We start from the raw sequence: 20,147 nt of genomic DNA on the forward strand, positions 1-20,147 counted from the left end.
TTCCCCGCCAACGCGGGGGTGGCCCGGCGCCGTTGTATCCGTGACGGCGAATGGCAGCTTGCTCCCCGCCGATGCGGGGCTTTCGGGGGGGATCACTGGTCTCCCTCCAGATCTCCCTCAAGCTCGAGGTAGGTCGCCCGGAGCCGGTCCAGGGTTTCCTGGTCCGGCTCCGCCCACAGCCCGCGGTCGGCGGCCTCCAGCAGTCGCTCCGTGATGCCCCTCAGGGCCCACGGGTTGGACTTGCGCATGAACTCCTGGTTCTCCGGCGAGAACACGTACTCGGACGCGAGCTTCTCGTACATCCAGTCGTCGACTACGCCAGCTGTCGCGTCATAGCCGAAAAGGTAATCCACGGTCGCGGCCATCTCGAAAGCACCTTTGTAGCCGTGCCTTCTCATCGCGCTCATCCAGCGCGGGTTGACCACGCGGGCGCGGAACACCCGGTGCGTCTCCTCGCCGAGCGTGCGCGTCCTGACCTGGTCCGGTGTCGCGGAGTCGCCGACGTACGCCTCGGGGGAGGCGCCCGTCAGATGGCGCACCATGGCGACCATGCCGCCGTGGTACTGGAAGTAGTCGTCGGCGTCGACGAGGTCGTGCTCCCGGGTGTCGACGTTCTTCGCCGCCACCGCGATCCGCTTGAACGCCGTCTCCATGTCGCCGCGCGCCGCCCGCCCGTCGAGGCCACGCCCGTACGCGTAGCCGCCCCAGACGGCGTACACCTCGGCGAGGTCGGCGTCGGAGCGCCAGTTGCGGGCGTCGATCAGCGGCAGCAGCCCGGCGCCGTACGCGCCCGGCTTCGAGCCGAAGACCCGGGCCGTGGCCCGCCGCCGGTCCCCGTGCTCGGCGGTGTCCTCGTCGGCGTGCGCCTTGACGAAGTTCCGCTCGGCGGGCTCGTCCAGCTCGGCAACGGCCCGCACCGCGTCGTCGATCAACCCGACGACGTGCGGGAACGCGTCCCGGAAGAACCCGGAGATGCGCACCGTGACGTCGATGCGCGGCCGGCCCAGCTCCGCGAGCGGCACCACCTCGAACCCGGTGACGCGGCGCGAGGCGTCGTCCCACACCGGCCGGCAGCCCAGCAGCGCCAGGATCTCGGCGATGTCGTCACCCTGGGTGCGCATCGCGGACGTACCCCACACCGTCAGCCCGACGGACTTCGGGTACTCCCCGGTGTCGGCCAGGTACCGCTGCACCAGCGAGTCGGCGAGGGACTGCCCGACCTCCCAGCTCAGCCGGGACGGAATGGCCTTGGGGTCGACGGAGTAGAAGTTGCGGCCGGTCGGCAGGACGTTGACCAGGCCGCGGGTCGGCGAACCGGACGGGCCCGCCGGGACGTAGCCGCCGTCGAGCGCCTTGAGGATGTGCCCGATCTCGTCGGTGGTCCGGGCGAGCCGCGGCACGACCTCCCGGCACGCGAACTCCAGCACCGCCACCGCGTCCGGCAGTTCGGTGCCGAGCACACCACGCACGAGCGCCGGGACCACCGTGACGTCCCAGTCCCGGGCCTCCATGCCCTCCGCGACCCGCCGGCACAGCTGCTCAAGCAGGTCGATGGCGTCCGCCGCCGTACGGGACGGGCCCTCCACGAGCTCGCTCAGCTCGGCCGGCACCTTCACCGGCACACCCGGCTCCGCCAGCAACTCCTTCTCGACCAGCCCGAAGTGAGCCGCCAGCGCCGCCCTCAGGCCCGGCAGCGCGTTCGCCTGCCCGCCCCACACCTGCGAGGCGCGCAGCACCGCCAGCACCAGGTTGACGCGCGGCTCACCGACCGGCCCGCCGCCGAGGATGTGCAGACCGTCGCGGATCTGCACGTCCTTGATCTCGCAGAGGTAGCCGTCGATGTGCATGACGAACTCGTCGAAGTCGTCGTCGCCCGGCTGCTCGTCCACATGCAGGTCGTGGTGGAGTTCGGCGGCCTTCACCAGCGTCCAGATCTGCGCCCGCACGGCCGGTGCCTTCGCCGGGTCCAGGTCGGACACCAGCGCGTACTCGTCGAGCAGCTGCTCCAGTTTCGCCAGATCGCCGTACGTGTCCGCGCGCGCCATCGGCGGTACGAGGTGGTCGACGACGGTGGCGTGCCCGCGCCGCTTGGCCTGGGTGCCCTCGCCGGGGTCGTTGACGATGAACGGGTAGACCAGGGGGAGGTCGCCGAGCACGGCGTCCGGGGCACAGCCCCCACCGAGCCCGAGGCCCTTCCCCGGCAGCCACTCCATCGTGCCGTGCTTGCCCATGTGCACGATCGCGTCGGCGCCGAAACTGTTCTCCAGCCAGCGGTAGGCGGCCATGTAGTGGTGGGAGGGCGGCATGTCGGGGTCGTGGTAGATCGCGATGGGGTTCTCGCCGAAACCGCGCGGCGGCTGGATCATCACCACGACGTTCCCGAACTGCAGGGAGGCGAGCACGATGTCGTCCCCGTCCACGTACAGCGAACCCGGCGGCTCGCCCCACGCCTCCAGCATGCCGTCCCGCAGCTCCGGGTCCAGCTTGTCGAACCACGCCCGGTAGTCGGCGAGCGGCACCCGAGCGGGCGCGGAGGCCAACTGCTCCTCCGTCAGCCACTCCACGTCGTGACCGCCGGCCTCGATGAGCCGGTGGATCAGCTCGTCGCCGTTGTCCGGATACGCGGTGACCCCGTACCCGGCCGCCCTGAGGGCGTCCAGGACCCGGACCGCCGAGGCGGGCGTGTCGAGGCCCACCGCGTTGCCGACCCGCGAGTGCTTGGTCGGGTAGGCGGTGAAGACGAGCGCGAGCTTCTTCTCCGCGTTCGGCTTGTGCCTGAGCCGCGCGTGCCGTACGGCGATCCCGGCCACACGGGCGGCCCGCTCGGGGTCGGCGACGTACACCGGCACGTCGTCCGCGCCCTGCTCCTTGAACGAGAACGGCACCGTGATGAGCCGTCCGTCGAACTCGGGGATCGCGACCTGCATCGCCGCGTCCATGGGGGAGAGGGCGGCGTCCGACTCGTCCCAGGCGGCGTGCGACGAGGTCAGGCACAGCCCCTGGAGGACGGGGATGTTCAGCTCGGCGAGCGCCCCGATGTCCCACGCCTCCTCGTCGCCGCCGGCCGACGCCTCGGAGGCGTGCGTCCCGCCGGCGGCGAGGACGGTGGCGACCAGCGCGTCCGCCCCCGCCAGCAGCTCGTACAGGCCGGCGTCGGCGCCGCGCAGCGAACCGCAGTACACGGGAAGGGCGTTGGCGCCCTTCGCCTCGATCGCGTCGCACAGCGTGTCCACGAACGCGGTGTTGCCGCTCAGCTCGTGCGCCCGGTAGAAGAGCACCCCCACCGTGGGCCGCCCGTCGACGAGGGGACGCTCCCCGTGCACCCCGTACTCGGGCATCTTCCGCGGCTCGACGAACCCCTCGCCGGTCAGCAGCACGGTGTCGGAGAGGAACCGGGCCAGCTCCGTGAGGTTCTCGGGCCCGCCCTCCACGAGGTACCTGAGCGCCTCGGCGACCACACCGGCCGGCACCGACGACTCGGCCATCAGCTCGGCGTCCGGCACGGCCTCACCGCCGAGCAGCACGGTCGGGATGCCGGCGGCCCTCAGCGCGGCGAGCCCGTCCTCCCAGGCCCGCTTGCCGCCCAGCAGCCGTACGACGGCGATGTCCGCGCCGTCGAGGAGACCGGGCAGCTCCTCTCTCACGTCGACGCGGGTCGGGTTGCCGATCCGGTACGAGGCGCCGGAAGCGGCGCGGGCCGCCAGCAGATCCGTGTCGGCGGTCGACAACAACAACACAGTGCCAGTGCTCATGCGGGCGCTCCCGGTGGAATGAAAGGCAGTCCTTGCGGCGCGCCCGACTCGATGAGCCGCCACAGCGCGTCCGTGTCCGCGTGTTCCTCGATGAGATCGCCGAGCCGGTCCAGCTGCTCCTCGCGCAGCCCGGCGAACGACGTGTCGGCGGCCGGCACGAAACGGCGGCCCGCGGCGGCCGCCACCTCGCGCAGAAAGGCCCGCCGGAACCCGTCCGACTCCAGCGACCCGTGCCAGTGCGTGCCCCAGGTCTGGCCGACCCGGCAGCCGTCCAGGAAGGGGGCGCCCCCGAGGACCTCGGCGACCCCGTGATGGATCTCGTACCCCGTGACGTGCTCCCCGAGGGCCTCGCCCTCCGGGCGGGTGAGGGTCTTCTCCCGCGCGAACCGCACCCGTACGGGCAGCACCCCGAGCCCCTCCACCCGGCCCCGCCGGCTCTCGACCTCGTCCTCGATGTGCTCGCCGAGGAGCTGGAAGCCGCCGCAGATGCCGAGCACGGGCCGGTGTGCGGCGGCCCTGCCGCGCAGCGCGTCCGCGAGACCCCGCTCGTGCAGCCACTCCAGGGCCCGTACGGTGCCCCGGGTGCCCGGGACGACGACGAGGTCCGCGTCGGCCAGTTCCTCGGGCCGGTCCACGAACCGCACCACGACGCCGGGTTCGGCGGCGAGCGCGTCGACGTCGGTGAAGTTGGACATCAGCGGGATCGCGCAGACGGCGACCCGCAGCACGTCCTCCCCGACGGGCGGCGACACGTTCGACTCGCGGACCGTCCCCCTCAGGGACACCCTGAGGCCGTCCTCCTCGTCGATGCCGAGCCCGTGCCGGAACGGCAGCACCCCGTACGTCCGGCGCCCCGTCAGCCCGTGCAGCATGTCGAGCCCCGGCTCCAGCAGGGAGACGTCCCCGCGGAACTTGTTGACGAGGAACCCGGCGACGAGCGCCTGGTCCTCGGGCGAGAGCAGCGCCACCGTCCCGAAGAACGAGGCGAACACCCCGCCGCGGTCGATGTCGCCGACGACGAGCACGGGGAGCCCGGCGTTGCGGGCGATCCCCATGTTGACGATGTCGGTCCGCCGGAGATTGATCTCGGCGGGACTCCCGGCCCCTTCACAGATCACCGCGTCATACGTGCCCCGCAACTCGGCAAGACAGTCGAGCACGGTGCCCAGCAGCCGCTGCTGCCGCCCCCCGTGGTAGCCCCGCGCGCTCAACTCCCCGACGGGCTTGCCGAGCAGCACGACCTGGCTGCTCTGCTCCCCGCCGGGCTTGAGCAGCACCGGATTCATCAGGGCCGTCGGCTCCACCCGGCAGGCCTGCGCCTGCATGGCCTGGGCCCGCCCGATCTCGGCGCCCTCCCTCGTCACGAACGAGTTGAGGGACATGTTCTGCGCCTTGAACGGCGCGACCTTGACGCCCTGTCGCACCAGCCACCGGCAGATCCCGGCGGTGACGACGCTCTTGCCGGCGTCGGAGGTGGTACCGGCGACCAGCAGCCCCCCGCCCGTCATGACGACGCCCCCTTCGCCCGTCCGCGGCGGCCGTTGGCGCCCCCCGGCGCCGGGCGCCGCGTGATGCGGCCCCGCAGCAGCGACGCGCCCGCGCTGACGCCGAGCGCGAGCCAGCTCACGCGCCGCGACAGCCGGACGGCCCGCTCGATGTCCCCCACGGCGACGGCCCGCCCCTCCGTGTTCAGCACGGGCCGGTGCTCGACCCGCCCCCCGTACGACAACGTGCCTCCCAGCCGGACGCCGAGCGCCCCGGCGAACGACGCCTCCACGGGACCGGCGTTGGGGCTCGGATGCTTCCGCGCGTCCGCCCGCCAGGCCCGTACGGCCCCCCGGGCGTCCCCGCCGGCCGCCGCGGCCAGCAGGGCGGTGAGCCGGGCCCCCGGCCACCCCGCCACGTCGTCGAGCCGGGCCGACGCCCACCCGTACCGCCGATGACGCGGCGACCTGTGCCCGACCATGGCGTCCAGTGTGTTGACGGCCCGGAACCCGACGAGTCCGGGCACACCCCCCACCGCCCCCCACACCAACGCCCCGACCACGGCGTCCGAGGTGTTCTCGGCGACGGACTCGACCACGGCCCGGGCGATCCCGTCCGCGTCCAGCGCCTGGGGGTCCCGTCCGCACAGATGCGGCAGCCGGGCCCGCGCGGCCTCGACGTCCCCGTCCTCCAGCGCCCGCCCGACGGCACGGGCCTCGCACACCAGGGAGGTCCCCCCGACGACGGCCCAGGTGGCCGCGCCGGTCAGCGCGACGGACGCCGCACGGGACGGCCGAGCCGCCGCCGCGGCCACCGCCCCCAGCGCCACGGCGCCGCCGGCGCACACCACGGTGTGCAGCGCGCCCCACCCCCGGTGGTCCCGCCACAACACCCGCTCCACGGCGCCCGCGGCCCGTCCGAACACGGCGACGGGGTGCCCCCGGCGGGGATCGCCGAGCAGCAGGTCACCGAGGAGTCCGGCGGTGGCGCCGTACGCGAAGACGCGATCGGCACGCACGCGTTCAGCCGATCGCGGGGTCGGGCAAGGACCGGATGCTGGATCCCACATGGCAGCCGCGCATGGCGATATGTCCTCACTCAGGGTGTCCACGCCCTGGTTCGACGAGACCGACGACGAGAGTTCCTGGCTCCCGGGGAAGGTTCTTCCCCGGTGACAGTGGCGGGACCGCGCCGGACTCGCACCGGCTTCCTCTCCTGCCGTCGTAGATGGCCCCGGCAGTCCACCACGCCCCCGGAAGACCCGTCAACTCGCCGCTGACCTGCGGCGCAGCGGTGTGCTGAGCCCCACACCGCTGAAACGGCGTCAGCCGTCCGAATCGACGCTTTCCGTACTCTTTCCCGCCGCCCCGCCGGTGCGCTTCAGCACGGTCGCCGGGGTGCTCGCCGTCGGAGCCGGCGCGCTCGCCTCGCTGTTGGTGCCGGAGGCGGAGGCACGAGCCGTCGTCCGGATGGTGGTGACCGTCCTCGCCGCCACGGGGGCGGGCCTGTGGTGGGGTCTGAACCCCGGTCAGCGGACGCGGTGAACGAGACGGCGAACCCCCTGTGCCGAGGTGGCCGGCACAGGGGGTTCGCCGTGGTGTCCTGGGGGAGGCGGGACGGAGGTCCGTGACCTCAGGCCATGATCAGGTAGATCCCGTAGCCCACCGCCGCCGCGCACGCCGCGAAGCAGGCGTACGCCGCCGTCGTGGCGAGTGCGGCCGAGCCGCCGGAGGCCGTCGCCGTCTCCCGCTTCGAGAGGCCGACGATCCCCAGGGTGAACAGGCCGACGAGGGCCACGGTGACCACGAGGCTGACTCCGAAGACGGAGCCGAGTGCTGCCCAGTCGATGTGCATGGTGGTGTCTTCCTAGGGGGCGCGGGGCTCAGACGGCCGGAGTGGGGGCGGAGGGACCGGTCGGGGTCTCGGCGGTGGCCGTCGCGGCCGCGGGGGCCGGGATCGTCGCCGCGAGGTCCTCGGTCACGGCGCCGACCGGCGGCGGGGTCACCGCGGCGATGGCCGTGGTCACCACACCGGGGGGCTCCTCGGTGTCGTTCACGTTGGTGTGGTCGACCACCTCACGGCGCGAGATCACCCAGATCGCGGCGCTGGAGGCGACGAGGAAGACCGCGACGACGGCCGTGCCCCACGTGCCGTGGGACGTCACCCACTCGGCGAGCGCGGCGACGAGCGCCGCGGCCGGCAGGGTCAGGCCCCAGGCCACGAACATCCGGGTCGCGGTGGACCAGCGGACCACACCGCCCTTGCGGCCCAGGCCCGCACCCATGACCGCACCGGAGACCGAGTGCGTGGTGGAGAGGGAGAAGCCGAGGTGGGAGGAGGCCAGGATGACCGTCGCCGCGCTGGTCTGGGCGGCGAAGCCCTGCTGCGGCTGGAGGTCGGTCAGGCCCTTGCCCATGGTGCGGATGATGCGCCAGCCGCCCAGGTAGGTGCCGAGAGCGATGGCCAGACCGGCGGAGACGATGACCCAGACCGGCGGGTCGGAGTCCGGCGCGAGAGCGCCGCCGGCGACCAGGGCCAGGGTGATGATGCCCATCGTCTTCTGGGCGTCGTTCGTGCCGTGGGCCAGCGAGACCAGACCGGCGGAGGCGATCTGACCGGCGCGGTAGCCCTTGCCGGCGGCCTTGTCGCTCGTGTGCCGCCCGAGCTTGTACGTCAGCCGCGTCGCGAACATCGCCGCGATGCCGGCGACCAGCGGAGCCGCGACGGCGGGGATCAGCACCTTGGTGACGAGCACGTCACCGTGGACCGCGCCCGTGCCGACCGAGGCGATCGTGGCACCGATCAGGCCGCCCATCAGGGCGTGCGACGAGCTGGAGGGAAGCCCCACGAGCCAGGTCAGCAGGTTCCAGAGGATGGCGCCCACGAGCGCCGCGAATATGACCTCTGGCTGGATGCCGGACTCGTCGACGAGCCCCTTGGAGATGGTGTTGGCGACCTCGATGGAAAGGAACGCGCCGACAAGGTTGAGCACGGCGGACATGGCCACCGCGACCTTGGGCTTCATGGCGCCGGTCGAGATGGTGGTGGCCATCGCGTTGGCGGTGTCGTGGAAACCGTTCGTAAAATCGAACGCGAGCGCGGTGATGACCACGATCGCGAGGATCAGCGAGAAGTTTTCCATTTACCCGGGCTTCTTTCGGACGTCAGTGGCACGTGGACCGTAAGCAGCCTGGGTGAACGGAAGATGAACTGAGGCGGGCCGGAGAGTGTAGCGATCGGGCTGCCGGGGTTCCGCTTGTGTCGACGGAGGGCTGTTCCGGCGGATCGGCCCCGCCCCTTCCCCGGTTTCCTCGAACTGAAACGGAGCACCGACCTCCGCGTGTGATCCGTGTCACTTGTGCGTGAAGTCCCTCCCCCGGGGCAGGGAGCCGTGGGATTGATTCCGGTCACCCGGCGGGCGGTCGCCCTCGTACCGCCGGCCCGTCCGGGGTCCTCCGTCCCGCGGGAGGCCCGCCCCACGCCGCGGAGCCCTGCCGCCCCGGGGTGCCTGGTTCCGGTCGAGGGTTCCCGCCCGGGTGGGCCCCCTGGCAGGATCGCGGCATGGCTGAGCAGCGGCGGAACGCACAGGACCCGAGGGGCGCGGACGGGGATCCACGGCAGACGCGGGACGCCCTGCCCGGGGCGGCGCCGGACGACATCGCGCGGGCCTGGGAGGAGCTCGTCGCCACGGCCCGCCGGACGGTCGCCGACGGTCTCGTCGTCGGCACCTCCGGCAATGTCTCCGTACGGGTCGGCGACACCGTCCTGGTCACACCGACGGGCGTCCCGTACGACCGCCTCACCCCGGACGACGTGACCGGCGTCGACCTCGCGGGCCGCCAGACCCTGGGCACCCTCCGCCCGACGAGCGAACTGCCCATGCACCTCGCGATCCACACCACGACCGCCGCCCGCGCCGTGGTCCACACCCACGCCGTCCACGCCACCGCCGTCTCGACCCTCGTCGACGAGCTGCCGCTGATCCACTACATGTCCGGTGCCCTCGGCGGGCCGGTCCGCGTCGCCCCCTACGCGACGTACGGCACCCCCGAGTTGGCCGAGAACATGCTCGGTGCCCTGACCGGGCGCACCGCCTGCCTGCTCCAGAACCACGGCACGGTCGCCTACGGACAGAACCTCTCCGAGGCCTTCGACCGCACGGCCCAGCTCGAATGGATGTGCAGGGTCTGGCTGACGGCCTCCTCGGTGCCGGGTCTGTCCCCGCACCTGCTCACCCCGGAACAGGTGGCGGAGGCGGGGGAGCGGTTCCGGGGGTACGGCCAGCCGGGGCGGCCGCCGGGTGGCCGTGCCCCCGGCCGGTGACCCCGGCGGCCCCCGCCCACTGGCCCCGGACGGGGTGGGCCAGGACACTGGACGCGTGCGTGCAGTGAGAGCAGCAGCCGCGGCCGTCGGGGTCGCTTTCGCGGCCGGGGCGGCCAGTGTCGCCGCCGGCCGACTCGCCAGTGATGCCGCGCTGAAGGTCCCGCCCGGCAGACCACTGCCCACGGAGCCCCGGCTCACCGTGCACTCCACCGCCCCCGGCCGGATCACCCTGACCAGGGCCTTCGCCTCCCGTCGCCCCGGTGTCTACGGACTTGTCGGCGACGCCGCCCACGCCGTCGTCGGCTCCGTCGTCGACGGCGTCCCGCACGCCCCCGACACCGTCGTACGCCGCCTCGAACGCGTCGGCCGCGGCAGCCTGGAGCCGGGCGACAAGGTGTGGCTCACCCCGACCACCCACATCGGCGACCCGCGCACCGCCCTCGGCCTCGACCACACCGATGTCGAGGTCCCCGGCGAACTCGGTCCCCTGCCCGCCTGGTTCGTCCCGGGCGCCCGCGCCACCTGGGTGATCGCCGTGCACGGCCTGGGCGCCACCCGCGAACACCCTTTGAACGTCATGGGCTTCCTGCACCGCCACGGCTTCCCGGTGCTCGACCTCGCCTACCGCGGCGACCTCGGCGCCCCCCGGCCCCCGGACGGCCTGAGCCACCTCGGGGAGACCGAGTGGCACGACGTCGACGCCGCGATCCACCACGCCGTCCGGTTCGGCGCCGAGAAGGTCATCCTGCACGGCTGGTCCACCGGCGCCACCATGGCGCTGCGCGCCGCCGCGCGCTCGGGGCTGCGCGACCGCGTCGCCGGGCTCGTCCTGGACTCGCCGGTCCTCGACTGGACGGCCACCCTGCGCGCCCTCGCCGCCGCCCGCCGCACCCCGGGCGCGCTGCTCCCCCTCGCCGTCCGCGCCGCGCAGGGCCGTACGGGACTGGGCCGCGACCAGGCCGGTGTGCTCCGGTTCGAGGCGCCGGCCCTGATCTTCCACGGTCCGGACGACGTCGTCGCCCCCTGGGACGCCTCCCGTCGCCTGGCCGAGGACAACCCGGCCCGCGTCACCCTGCGCACCGTGCGCGAGGCCCCCCACGCCGCCATGTGGAACGCCGACCCGGCGCGCTACGAGGAGTCCCTGCGCCGCTTCCTCACGCCGCTGATGTAGCGCCGGGGGAGCGGGGCCGCGGCGTGCCCCGGGGCTCGGTCGCGACGCCCCGCCGACCGGCCTCGCGCAGACAGGTACGTCACATTCCGTTTAGCGCCGGGCCACGGCGCTCCTCGCCCCTGTCACGCCCCGGGGGAACCCGTGCGTTGGCCACTCCTGTCGCCCGCTGTGACATTCCGTTTGGGTTTTCGGACCGTCAACCGGAAGACTGCCCCCGTGACGTCCCGTAATCCGCGCGACTCCAGGCTCCGACTCGTCAGCCCGCGAACCCTGGCCGCCGCTCCCCGAGCAGCAGTGACCCAGCGCCGCCGACCGGCCCCCCGGCCCCCGGAGGGCACCCCGCCGCCCGCGGAACTGGCCCGGATGGCCCGCACCGTCCTGGCGGACGCGGCCCGTGTCGCCCGCTGGGCCGACTCCGCCCTGCGCCCCGGCCGCGAAGGCGCCGGCTCCGACGGCAAGGGCACCCTCTCCGACGCGACCGCCGAACGCGCCGCGGCCGACCTCGGGCTGACCCCGGATCAGGTCCGCCACGACTGGGACACGGCACGCCTGGCCGGCCTCGTCGAGGTGCACGGCGACAGCGCCCGCCCCGGCTGGCGGCTGCGTGCCTGGCACCGGGACGACAGCGCCGTACTGCGCGGCTGGGTGGCCCTCTTCGACGCCTGGTCCCTCGCCCACCCCGAGCCCGGCGTCCGGGAGCCCGCCGCCGTCGCCGAGGTCGTCTCGGCCATGCCGCAGGTGCTCTCCTTCCTCCAGCTCTCCGCCGGGCCCGTCCCCGTGGAGCAGCTCCTCGACCTCCTCGAACAGCGGGTCACGGAACTGCGCACGGAACGCTGCGAGATCCCCTTCGGCCCGCGGCCCGAGCCCGAGAACGCGGAGCCCGCCGCGGAAACCGCCGCCGAGGACACCCCCCTCGCCCCCCTCCTCGACTGGGCACTGCGGGCCATCGCCTCCGTCGGCGCCCTCACCTACGGCGACGGCCAGGCCACGCTCACCCCGCTCGGCAGCTGGGCGGTGTGGGTGAAGCTGGAACAGATCTGCGTCGCCGCGCAGAGCCCCGCCGGGAACATCGAGGTCTCCGCCGAGGACATGCTCCGCGGCTGCGCCCAGCTCCGCCCCAACGCGGCCCGCGCCGAGTACCGCGCCTGGCTCGCCGCCCGCACGGTGGGCGCCGCCGTCACCGAGCTCATCGACGCCGCGCGCGGCGAGGACGCCCTCATCCGGGGCCTCGCCTTCGAAGCGCTGCGCGTCGTCGGCGCCCCCGCCGAGCCCGATGTCCGCACCGTCGTCGACGAGACACCGCTGCGGCCGTACGCCCTGCTCTGGCTCGCCGAGCACGAGGGCGCCGACCCCGAGGACGCCCACGAGGTGCTCACCCGCGAGGAGGCGACCTGGCTCTGGGTGGACACCGCGGCAGCCGTCGCCGACCACGGCGAGGCCCCGCTGCTCGTCCGGCATCTGGAGTCCGCCGTACAGGCCACCGTCCCCGCGCTGCTCGACGAGGTCCGCGCCGTCGGCCACCCCCGCACCGTCCAGGTACTGGTCGCGCTCGCCGCCGCCCACCCCGACCCGGCCCTCGCCAAGGCCGTCCGCCGCGCCGCCTTCCAGGTGCACACCGGCGGCAGCTGAGCCGAGGCCGCGACCGGAGGCGGCGGACCCGGAACGCGGGCCGCGCCGGCCCCCCCGCCGGGCCGGGCGGGGCGTCAGCCGCCCGGCTCGGGGGCGTAGGTGCCGAAGCTCCACACATTGCCCTCGACGTCCCGGGCCATGTAGTCCCGCGAGCCGTAGTCCTGGTCCGTCGGGGGCATGAGGATCTCCACCCCGTGCTCCACGGCCCGGCGGTGGTGGGCGTCCACGTCGTCCACGACGACGTACACCCCCGCGGGACCGGCGCCCTTCATCGCCCCGTCGAAGACACTTCCCGTCCCCCGGGAGCCGAGCATCACCACGCCGTTGCCCTGCGCCAGCTCGGCGTGGTGGACCGCCCCGTCCGCTCCCTCGTACACCGACAGCTCGGTGAAGCCCAGCCCTGCGGTGAGCTGCGCGATGGCCGCCTTGGCGTCCGCGTACAGCAGCGTCGGACAGACGCTCGGACGTCCCTCGCCCTTGCCCGCCATACCGATCACGACCTCTCTGTCGCCCGGAACGCAAACCCCTGCCCAGTCTGGCACCCGGCACCGGCAACGACCCGCCGGGCGACGGCCGTCGGGGTGCGGCGACGGGGCGGCGGGCGGTGACCGAGGCCACGTGATCCCTTGGGACGCGGGCGGAAAACCGCTTGCCGGCCCCCGTTAGAATCGGCCCATGGCCTTTCTCCTCGCGCATTAGACGGCGGGAACGTCCTCAGCCGCCCACCCGCCACCCAAGTCCGCCCTGGAGTCTGTCCGTGATCTCCGCCTCCGGTATCGAGCTGCGCGCCGGTGCCCGCGTCCTCATCGAGTCCGCCACCTTCCGTGTCGCCAAGGGCGACCGCATCGGCCTGGTCGGCCGCAACGGCGCCGGCAAGACCACCCTCACCAAGGTCCTCGCCGGCGAGGGCATCCCCGCCGCCGGCCAGGTCACCCGCTCCGGCGAGGTCGGCTACCTGCCGCAGGACCCCCGCACCGGCGACCTGGACATCCTGGCCCGCGACCGCATCCTCTCCGCCCGCGGCCTCGACGTACTGATCCGCAAGATGCGCGAGAACGAGGAGCGCATCGCCTCCGGCAAGGGCTCCACCCGGGAGAAGGCCCTCAAGCAGTACGAGCGCCAGGAGACGGAGTTCCTCACCAAGGGCGGGTACGCCGCCGAGGCCGAGGCCGCCACCATCGCCGCCGCGCTCAACCTGCCCGACCGCGTGCTGGGCCAGCCCCTGCACACCCTCTCCGGCGGTCAGCGCCGCCGTATCGAGCTGGCCCGCATCCTCTTCTCCGACGCGGACACCCTGCTGCTCGACGAGCCGACCAACCACCTCGACGCCGACTCGATCGTCTGGCTGCGCGACTACCTCAAGACCTACCGCGGCGGCTTCATCGTCATCAGCCACGACGTCGACCTGGTCGAGACGGTCGTCAACAAGGTGTTCTACCTGGACGCCAACCGCGCCCAGATCGACGTCTACAACATGGGCTGGAAGCTCTACCAGCAGCAGCGCGAGGCCGACGAGAAGCGCCGCAAGCGCGAGCGCGCCAACGCCGAGAAGAAGGCCGCCGCGCTGAACGCGCAGGCCGACAAGATGCGCGCCAAGGCCACGAAGACGGTCGCCGCGCAGAACATGGCGCGCCGCGCCGACAAGCTGCTGTCCGGTCTGGAGGCGGTCCGCCAGAGCGACAAGGTCGCCAAGCTCCGCTTCCCCGAGCCCGCGCCCTGCGGCAGGACGCCCCTCACCGCCGAGGGCCTGTCGAAGTCGTACGGCTCGCTGGAGATCTTCACCGACGTCGACCTCGCCATCGACAAGGGCTCCCGCGTCGTCATCCTCGGCCTCAACGGCGCCGGCAAGACCACGCTGCTGCGTCTGCTCGGCGGCGTCGAGAAGCCCGACACCGGCCAGGTCGTCGAGGGCCACGGCCTCAAGCTCGGGTACTACGCCCAGGAGCACGAGACCCTCGACCCGGACCGCACGGTCCTGGAGAACATGCGTTCGGCCGCCCCTGACATGGACCTCGTCGAGGTCCGCAAGGTGCTCGGCTCGTTCCTGTTCTCCGGCGACGACGTCGACAAGCCCGCCGGTGTCCTCTCCGGTGGTGAGAAGACCCGGCTCGCCCTCGCCACCCTGGTGGTGTCGTCGGCGAACGTCCTGCTGCTCGACGAGCCCACCAACAACCTCGACCCGGCCAGCCGCGAGGAGATCCTCGGCGCGCTGCGCACCTACAAGGGCGCGGTCGTCCTCGTCACCCACGACGAGGGCGCGGTGGAGGCGCTCCAGCCGGAGCGGATCATCCTCCTGCCGGACGGCGTCGAGGACCTGTGGGGCGCCGACTACGCGGACCTGGTGGCACTCGCCTGATCGGCCGGGGCGCCGGATGTCCGGTCAAACGGCTTGATCAACAGCCTATGGATCATTCGGCCCACTCGTGATCCACCATCTGTGTGAGATCTCCTCGTACCGAGGTGTGTCGTACACGAATTTCACGGCCGAGCCCCGCTGTGCGCGGGGCTCGGCCGTCGCGCGTCTCTGACCTGCCGCTTCGTGAGTCCACTCGTTCGGCCGTACGGACAAGCTCGTGCGGAATATGGGGTTCCGTTCGTGGGGACGCGCTCCCGTCGTCACAACCTTGTCCCACGGACCTTGCCGAATGGGTGGCCATCGCGCCCCGGAGGGGTGATCATGAGGAGACCAGAGCGCACTTCCCATGAGGAGGACCGGGTGGCCGAGACTCTGAAGAAGGGCAGCCGGGTTACCGGCGCCGCGCGCGACAAGCTCGCGGCAGACCTGAAGAAGAAGTACGACTCCGGTGCGAGCATTCGGGCACTGGCCGAGGAAACCGGCCGCTCGTATGGCTTCGTGCACCGGATGCTCAGCGAGTCGGGCGTCACGCTTCGAGGGCGTGGCGGTGCGACGCGCGGCAAGAAGGCCGCGTCGGCCTGACGCCGGGCGGCCCATCGGCTTCGATGGTGGCCACCCGGTCGGTTGTCTGATCGGCCGGGTGGTTACTGTGCAGTCACTTAGCTCTGCTCTGCTGACCGCACACATCGGAGGCGCCCCATGGCTTCGCTCGAACCGCTGCTCGACAAGGACGGCGTACGGCTCACCGTCGACGAGGCGATCGCCACGGTGACGCTGACCAACCCGGCCAAGCGCAACGCGCAGAGCCCCGCTCTGTGGCGGGCGCTTGCCGAGGCCGGGCGGTCGGTGCCGGGCTCCGTCCGGGTCGTCGTGCTGCGTGCCGAGGGCAAGTCGTTCTCCGCCGGACTCAACCGGCAGATGTTCACGCCCGAGGGCATCGAGGGCGAACCGTCGTTCATCGACCTCGCGCGTCGTGACGACGCCGCGCTCGACGCGACCATCGCCGAATACCAGGAGGCGTTCACCTGGTGGCGGCGGAACGACATCGTGTCCGTCGCCGCCGTACAAGGGCATGCCGTCGGCGCGGGTTTCCAGCTCGCGCTCGCCTGTGACCTGCGCGTCGTCGCGGACGACGTGCAGTTCGCCATGCTCGAGACCAGCCTGGGCCTCGTACCCGACCTCACCGGCACGCATCCGCTGGTGAGCCTCGTCGGCTACGGCCGCGCGCTGGAGATCTGCCTCACCGGACGTTTCGTCCAGGCGGAAGAGGCGCAGCGCATCGGCCTGGCGAACCTCGCCGTGCCCGCCGACCAGCTGGACGACGCGGTACGCGACCTGGTCGCCGCGCTCGTGGCCGCGCCGCGCGACGCGGTGATCGAGACCAAGGCGCTGCTGCGCGGAGCCGAGGGCCGGGGCTACGAGGACCAGCGCGCCGCGGAGCGTGCCGCCCAGGCCCGCCGCCTGCGCGATCTCGCCGGCGTGGCGGAGTAGCGGCGACGCGCCAGGGCGAGGCTCGGCCCACTCACCGCGGCGGAAGTGGCGGGCTACGCACTCGCCGACGTGCCGGAGGGGCTGCCGGGCCCCTCATCGGCGTGCCGGGGTACCGGCCGACTCACTCGACGGCGGTGACGAGGACCGCCACCGACGGATGGTCCGGCAGCGCCTCGGCCACCGTCGACCGGACAGCGCGTACCACCTCCAGGGCCCGTCTCTCCCGTGCCACCGCCAGTTCGACGCGGACATGGCGGCCGGGGAGTTCGGACCTCGTGTCGATGTGGACCGCCCGGCCCGGAGCACCCAGGGCGCCGGTCAGACGGCTCACCCCGGCAACCCCCAGGGCCGCGGCGGTCACACGGGACTCCTCGCCGTCGTCCGACGGGCTCGGCCGGGCGGGAGCGCGACCGCCGGGCGGCGCGGGCGACGCCGACGCGGGCGGACCGCCGGGTTCGTCGGTCTCCAGCAGGTCCGTCATCCGCAGATCGATCTCGGTCACCAGCAGCCCCAGCCGTTCCGCGGCGGCCGCGGCGAGGGTCGCCCGCAGCCGGGTCGCCGCCACCGGGAAGGGCTTGGCGGGCGGGGCCGCCGAGGCCAGGAAGTCGGCGGTGACCCGCAGGGGGCCCGGAGGGAGGGCGCTCGGGGGAGCGGGGACGGCGGGGGTGTCCGCACCGGACGGCTCGGCGAGCGCGATGCGCAGGGCGCCGAGACGCACCCCCCGCACCGAGGCGACCGCCCGCCGTAGCACCGCGTCGGCCGCCGCCTCCGTGATCCATGCGCCGTCGTGCGGGCCACCCAGGGGGAGGACCCGGCCGAGGCCCAGCTGCTGTCGTACCGCTTCCGTCCAGCCGTCCGCCGTCATTCCTCCAGCCTGCCGCATTCCCGGCGCACGACTGCGCAACCCGGCTTAATGTGAGCAAAGGATGAAAATCGGAAGGAACATGCGCGATGAGTGACATGACGGAGCGGAACCGGACGGAGGGCCCCGACATCACCAAGGACCCCGCGCAGACCGCGGGGCGCAAGGCCTTCCGTGTCGGTGGCGGCGATCCGGCGGCCCGGGGGCGTACGACCGTCGCCGACGGTGTGGTCGAGAAGATCGCCGGGCTCGCGGCACGGGACGTGCTCGGTGTGCACACCATGGGCAGCGGGCTCTCCCGGACCTTCGGCGCCGTCCGCGACCGGGTGCCCGGCAGCTCGAAGGACGTCACCCGGGGCGTGAACGCCGAGGTCGGCGAGGTGCAGACCGCCCTGGACCTGGAGATCGTCGTCGACTACGGCGTGTCCATCGCCGACGTCACCGGCGCCGTGCGCGAGAACGTCGTCGCCGCCGTCGAGCGGATGACGGGCCTGGAGGTCGTCGAGGTCAACATCGCCGTCAGCGATGTGAAGCTGCCCGACGAGGAGGACGAGGAGCAGGAGACCCGGCTGCGGTGACGGCGCTTCCGAGCCCTAAGGGGTGTCCCGTAATCCCCGGCGGGCGCGCGACGCCGGCTACGGCACCTCGCCGTGTTGTCGGAACATCCGCATACATCCAGTGTGCGGACGCCCCTCCGCCTTGCGACGCACCGCATCCGACGCCGTGCCGCGCGCTGATCCACCGGGAATTACGGGACACCCCTTAGGAGCACAGCATGACTCTGGCCGTGATCGGCATGATCGCCGGGATGGCGCTCGGCTTCGCCGGATACTTCGGCGGATTCGGTGCCTTCCTGCTGGTGGCGGCGCTGGGCGCCGTCGGCCTCGTCGTCGGCCGGTTCCTGGAGGGGGACCTGGAACTCGGCGACTTCTTCCGTCCCCGTGACGACCGACGCCGATGACCGTCGCCGACAACGGCCGCGGCGCGGGGCCGCGGACCGTCGCGCCCGGCGCGCGCGGCGCGACCCGGATCACCGACCGGGTCGTCGCGAAGATCGCCGGCCAGGCGGCGCGCGAGGCACTGGGGACACCGCCGCCCGACTCCGCGCCTCCCAACGCGACGGTCGTCGTCCATCATGAGACCGCGCGCGTCCGCGTCGCCCTCGAACTCCCTTACCCCTCCGACATCGGTGACCGATGCGCCGCGGTGCGTCGCCGCGTCGTCGAGCGGGTAGGGACGTTGGCGGGAATGCACGTATCGGAGGTGGCCGTCCAGGTCGAACGGCTGCACCTGGCGGGCGCACACGACGCGGCACAGGGGAGGACGCGATGAGCGAACCCCAGCGCTCCGAAGGCACCACTCGACGCCTGCCCGTCATGGAGAAGGCCGACCAACCGGCCGCCGACCGGGGGCCGGACCAGCCGGACCAGTCCGCGTCGGCCGCCGCCTACGACCCGCCGCCCGCCCTCGGGGACGGGCACGGGGGCGAGAAGCGCTTCTGGTCCGCGCGCCGCGTCCCCGCCGGCATCCTCGCCCTGCTGCTCCTCGCGGGCGCGGGCCTCTTCCTCTACGACATTGCCGCCGTCCGCGCCGACCGGCCCGCCATGGCCTGGCGCCGCTCCCTGGCCCGGGAGCTCGCCGAGCACCGACTCGACGACGTCTGGGTGCTGACCGGAGCCGGGATCGCCGTCCTCCTCGGCCTCTGGCTGCTGGTGCTCGCCGCCACCCCCGGTCTGCGCGAGGTGCTGCCGATGCGGCGCCTCGACCCCCACGTCCGGGCGGGCCTGCACCGGGCCGCCGCCGCGCTGGTGCTGCGCGACCGGGCCATGGGTGTGTCCGGCGTGCAGTCCGTACGGGTCCGCGCCGGCCGGAAGAGGGTCGACGTCCGCGCGGTGTCCCACTTCCGGGAACTCGACGAGGTCCGGGCCGACCTCGACGCCACGCTCACCGACGGCATCCGGGGCCTGGGCCTCGCCCGGCCGCCCGCCCTGTCCGTGCACGTACGGCGGCCCGGCCGGAAGGGGTGACGTGATGCTGCGGATCGTCAACAGGGTGCTGCTCGGGTTCGTCGGCGTGGCGCTCCTCGTGCTGGGCGGCGCCGTGCTCGCCGTCGGTCTCGGCCTGGAACCTCCCTCCTGGTGGCTCCACGACGGACGGCACGACGTGCTGCTCGGCGACGCCGAGCGCACCCGGTGGCGCGACGAGGACTGGTGGTGGCCCACCGTCATCGCCGTACTCGCCCTGCTGGTGCTGCTCGCCCTGTGGTGGCTGACCGCCGTGCTCCGCCGCCACCGGCTCACCGAGGTGCTCGTCGACACCGGCGACGGCGAGGGCGCGCTGCTGCGGGGCCGCGCGCTGGAGGGGGTCCTGACCGCGGAGGCCGCCCGGCTGGACGGCGTCGAACGGGCCCGCGCCCACCTCACCGGCCGCCGCAACGCCCCCGAGGCCCGTCTCCGCGCCCGCCTGCATCCCCACGCCCACCCCGCCGACACCCTGCACCGCCTGACCACGGAGGCGGTGGCCCACGCCAGGGACTCGGCGGGACTGGCGACGCTGCCGGCGGAGGTCGGACTGCGCGGCGTCAGACACCGCGCGGAACGAGTCAGCTGACGGAGCACCACGGCCGCCCCCCACCGCGGTCGGCCCCGTCTGTCACCCGCTGCCGCCACCCGCGCCCCGACCCGCCGACCAACGCCGGCCGTTGTGGCCGGTGCGCGCGCTTGGCTCCCGCCCGTGCTGGCCGCGCTGTCGTCGGCGCCCATGCCGTGCGCTCTGCGCGCCGGGCGTTGTGGCCGATGCGCGCGCTTCGCTCCCGCCTGTGCGGGCCGCCTCGTGGCGGCATCCCCGCAGTGCGCGCCGCTGGCCGCCTGCCGTGGTCGAGACCTGCGTCCCGCCCGCGCCCGCGCCAGCCCTGCCGTGGCCGACAGCCGCTCCTCGCTCATGCCGGCCGCCGTCCGGTCGGCGCCCATGCCGTGCGTGCTTCGCGCCGGGCGTTGTGGCCGATGCGCGCGCTTCGCTCCCGCCTGTGCGGGCCGCCTCGTGGCGGCATCCCCGCAGTGCGCGCCGCTGGCCGCCTGC

At 73.5% G+C, this 20,147-nt stretch carries 19 protein-coding genes and 1 riboswitch; of the genes, 12 read left to right on the forward strand and 7 right to left on the reverse strand.

Features of this window, described 5'->3' with window-relative positions; translation table 11 throughout:
- Nucleotides 1-92: 92 nt before the first annotated feature.
- Genes cobN through AC067N_RS02980 form a run of 3 tightly spaced genes read right to left on the reverse strand, consistent with a single transcriptional unit; the run spans nucleotide 93 to nucleotide 6,255 of the window.
- Nucleotides 93-3,752: a cobaltochelatase subunit CobN gene (gene cobN, locus AC067N_RS02970; protein WP_478677094.1), complete on the reverse strand. Its 3,660-nt coding sequence runs from the start codon at nucleotides 3,750-3,752 to the stop codon at nucleotides 93-95.
- On the reverse strand, nucleotides 3,749-5,260 hold the full coding sequence (locus AC067N_RS02975; RefSeq protein ID WP_478677095.1) for a cobyric acid synthase: 1,512 nt from the start codon (nucleotides 5,258-5,260) through the stop codon (nucleotides 3,749-3,751). The genes cobN and AC067N_RS02975 overlap by 4 nt, the downstream gene beginning before the upstream one ends.
- Nucleotides 5,257-6,255 (reverse strand): cobalamin biosynthesis protein, encoded by a 999-nt coding sequence (locus tag AC067N_RS02980; protein WP_478677096.1) that lies wholly within the window; start codon nucleotides 6,253-6,255, stop codon nucleotides 5,257-5,259. The genes AC067N_RS02975 and AC067N_RS02980 overlap by 4 nt, the downstream gene beginning before the upstream one ends.
- Before the next feature lie 99 nt (nucleotides 6,256-6,354).
- Nucleotides 6,355-6,499, reverse strand: a riboswitch (cobalamin riboswitch).
- Between the two features lie 135 nt (nucleotides 6,500-6,634).
- Between AC067N_RS02980 and AC067N_RS02985 the strand changes: the two genes are divergently transcribed.
- Nucleotides 6,635-6,781: a hypothetical protein gene (locus tag AC067N_RS02985; protein ID WP_478677097.1), complete on the forward strand. Its 147-nt coding sequence runs from the start codon at nucleotides 6,635-6,637 to the stop codon at nucleotides 6,779-6,781.
- Nucleotides 6,782-6,869: 88 nt separating this feature from the next.
- On the opposite strand, the gene AC067N_RS02990 is transcribed toward AC067N_RS02985, so the two are convergent.
- Together AC067N_RS02990 and AC067N_RS02995 are read right to left on the reverse strand one after the other, a co-directional pair.
- The gene (locus AC067N_RS02990; RefSeq protein ID WP_055716385.1) at nucleotides 6,870-7,091 is read right to left on the reverse strand and encodes a hypothetical protein; all 222 of its coding nucleotides are present in this window, start codon (nucleotides 7,089-7,091) and stop codon (nucleotides 6,870-6,872) included.
- A gap of 28 nt (nucleotides 7,092-7,119) precedes the next feature.
- Nucleotides 7,120-8,379: an inorganic phosphate transporter gene (locus AC067N_RS02995; protein WP_478677098.1), complete on the reverse strand. Its 1,260-nt coding sequence runs from the start codon at nucleotides 8,377-8,379 to the stop codon at nucleotides 7,120-7,122.
- Between the two features lie 419 nt (nucleotides 8,380-8,798).
- On the opposite strand from AC067N_RS02995, the gene AC067N_RS03000 reads away from it, so the two are divergent.
- The 3 genes from AC067N_RS03000 to AC067N_RS03010 all read left to right on the forward strand — a co-directional run bounded on the left by AC067N_RS03000 (nucleotide 8,799) and on the right by AC067N_RS03010 (nucleotide 12,360).
- Nucleotides 8,799-9,560, forward strand: a complete 762-nt coding sequence (locus AC067N_RS03000; RefSeq protein ID WP_478677099.1) for a class II aldolase/adducin family protein — start codon at nucleotides 8,799-8,801, stop codon at nucleotides 9,558-9,560.
- A gap of 55 nt (nucleotides 9,561-9,615) precedes the next feature.
- A complete protein-coding gene (locus AC067N_RS03005; protein WP_478677100.1) occupies nucleotides 9,616-10,731 on the forward strand; it encodes an alpha/beta hydrolase family protein in 1,116 nt (371 codons plus the stop codon).
- A 216-nt stretch (nucleotides 10,732-10,947) separates the two neighbouring features.
- Nucleotides 10,948-12,360, forward strand: coding sequence for a hypothetical protein (locus AC067N_RS03010; protein ID WP_478677101.1), 1,413 nt, complete (start codon nucleotides 10,948-10,950; stop codon nucleotides 12,358-12,360).
- A gap of 74 nt (nucleotides 12,361-12,434) precedes the next feature.
- Here the strand turns inward: AC067N_RS03010 and AC067N_RS03015 are convergent, their stop codons facing one another.
- Entirely contained in the window at nucleotides 12,435-12,848 is a 414-nt protein-coding gene (locus tag AC067N_RS03015; protein WP_478677188.1) for a VOC family protein, read from the reverse strand.
- 269 nt (nucleotides 12,849-13,117) lie between these two features.
- Here AC067N_RS03015 and abc-f point away from each other — a divergent pair, with 269 nt between their 5' ends.
- The 3 genes from abc-f (at nucleotide 13,118) to AC067N_RS03030 (ending at nucleotide 16,207) form a co-directional block, all read left to right on the forward strand.
- A complete protein-coding gene (abc-f, locus tag AC067N_RS03020; protein WP_478677102.1) occupies nucleotides 13,118-14,716 on the forward strand; it encodes a ribosomal protection-like ABC-F family protein in 1,599 nt (532 codons plus the stop codon).
- 360 nt (nucleotides 14,717-15,076) lie between these two features.
- Nucleotides 15,077-15,298, forward strand: a complete 222-nt coding sequence (locus AC067N_RS03025; protein WP_006123601.1) for a helix-turn-helix domain-containing protein — start codon at nucleotides 15,077-15,079, stop codon at nucleotides 15,296-15,298.
- 117 nt (nucleotides 15,299-15,415) lie between these two features.
- A complete protein-coding gene (locus AC067N_RS03030; protein ID WP_478677103.1) occupies nucleotides 15,416-16,207 on the forward strand; it encodes an enoyl-CoA hydratase/isomerase family protein in 792 nt (263 codons plus the stop codon).
- A 121-nt stretch (nucleotides 16,208-16,328) separates the two neighbouring features.
- On the opposite strand, the gene AC067N_RS03035 is transcribed toward AC067N_RS03030, so the two are convergent.
- Nucleotides 16,329-17,072 (reverse strand): nucleopolyhedrovirus P10 family protein, encoded by a 744-nt coding sequence (locus AC067N_RS03035; RefSeq protein ID WP_478677104.1) that lies wholly within the window; start codon nucleotides 17,070-17,072, stop codon nucleotides 16,329-16,331.
- An 86-nt stretch (nucleotides 17,073-17,158) separates the two neighbouring features.
- Between AC067N_RS03035 and AC067N_RS03040 the strand changes: the two genes are divergently transcribed.
- From AC067N_RS03040 to amaP, 5 genes are all read left to right on the forward strand, one after another.
- Entirely contained in the window at nucleotides 17,159-17,647 is a 489-nt protein-coding gene (locus AC067N_RS03040; protein WP_478677105.1) for an Asp23/Gls24 family envelope stress response protein, read from the forward strand.
- A 197-nt stretch (nucleotides 17,648-17,844) separates the two neighbouring features.
- Nucleotides 17,845-18,030, forward strand: coding sequence for a hypothetical protein (locus AC067N_RS03045; RefSeq protein ID WP_478677106.1), 186 nt, complete (start codon nucleotides 17,845-17,847; stop codon nucleotides 18,028-18,030).
- Nucleotides 18,027-18,401, forward strand: a complete 375-nt coding sequence (locus AC067N_RS03050; RefSeq protein ID WP_478677107.1) for an Asp23/Gls24 family envelope stress response protein — start codon at nucleotides 18,027-18,029, stop codon at nucleotides 18,399-18,401. Before AC067N_RS03045 ends, AC067N_RS03050 begins: the two co-directional genes overlap by 4 nt.
- Nucleotides 18,398-19,096, forward strand: a complete 699-nt coding sequence (locus AC067N_RS03055; protein ID WP_478677108.1) for a DUF6286 domain-containing protein — start codon at nucleotides 18,398-18,400, stop codon at nucleotides 19,094-19,096. Before AC067N_RS03050 ends, AC067N_RS03055 begins: the two co-directional genes overlap by 4 nt.
- 4 nt (nucleotides 19,097-19,100) lie before the next feature.
- Nucleotides 19,101-19,679, forward strand: coding sequence for an alkaline shock response membrane anchor protein AmaP (gene amaP / locus AC067N_RS03060; protein WP_478677109.1), 579 nt, complete (start codon nucleotides 19,101-19,103; stop codon nucleotides 19,677-19,679).
- The last annotated feature ends 468 nt before the right edge of the window (nucleotides 19,680-20,147 follow it).

The organism is Streptomyces sp. NPDC042364, assembly GCF_056437585.1.

Coding starts and splice junctions, on each gene's coding strand:
- cobN (WP_478677094.1), bottom strand. CDS start 3,752: ATGAGCACTGGCACTGTGTTGTTGTTGTCGACCGCCGACACGGATCTG.
- AC067N_RS02975 (WP_478677095.1), bottom strand. CDS start 5,260: ATGACGGGCGGGGGGCTGCTGGTCGCCGGTACCACCTCCGACGCCGGC.
- AC067N_RS02990 (WP_055716385.1), bottom strand. CDS start 7,091: ATGCACATCGACTGGGCAGCACTCGGCTCCGTCTTCGGAGTCAGCCTC.
- AC067N_RS02995 (WP_478677098.1), bottom strand. CDS start 8,379: ATGGAAAACTTCTCGCTGATCCTCGCGATCGTGGTCATCACCGCGCTC.
- AC067N_RS03000 (WP_478677099.1), top strand. CDS start 8,799: ATGGCTGAGCAGCGGCGGAACGCACAGGACCCGAGGGGCGCGGACGGG.
- AC067N_RS03015 (WP_478677188.1), bottom strand. CDS start 12,848: ATGGCGGGCAAGGGCGAGGGACGTCCGAGCGTCTGTCCGACGCTGCTG.
- AC067N_RS03030 (WP_478677103.1), top strand. CDS start 15,416: ATGGCTTCGCTCGAACCGCTGCTCGACAAGGACGGCGTACGGCTCACC.
- AC067N_RS03035 (WP_478677104.1), bottom strand. CDS start 17,072: ATGACGGCGGACGGCTGGACGGAAGCGGTACGACAGCAGCTGGGCCTC.
- AC067N_RS03040 (WP_478677105.1), top strand. CDS start 17,159: ATGAGTGACATGACGGAGCGGAACCGGACGGAGGGCCCCGACATCACC.
- AC067N_RS03045 (WP_478677106.1), top strand. CDS start 17,845: ATGACTCTGGCCGTGATCGGCATGATCGCCGGGATGGCGCTCGGCTTC.
- AC067N_RS03050 (WP_478677107.1), top strand. CDS start 18,027: ATGACCGTCGCCGACAACGGCCGCGGCGCGGGGCCGCGGACCGTCGCG.
- AC067N_RS03055 (WP_478677108.1), top strand. CDS start 18,398: ATGAGCGAACCCCAGCGCTCCGAAGGCACCACTCGACGCCTGCCCGTC.
- amaP (WP_478677109.1), top strand. CDS start 19,101: ATGCTGCGGATCGTCAACAGGGTGCTGCTCGGGTTCGTCGGCGTGGCG.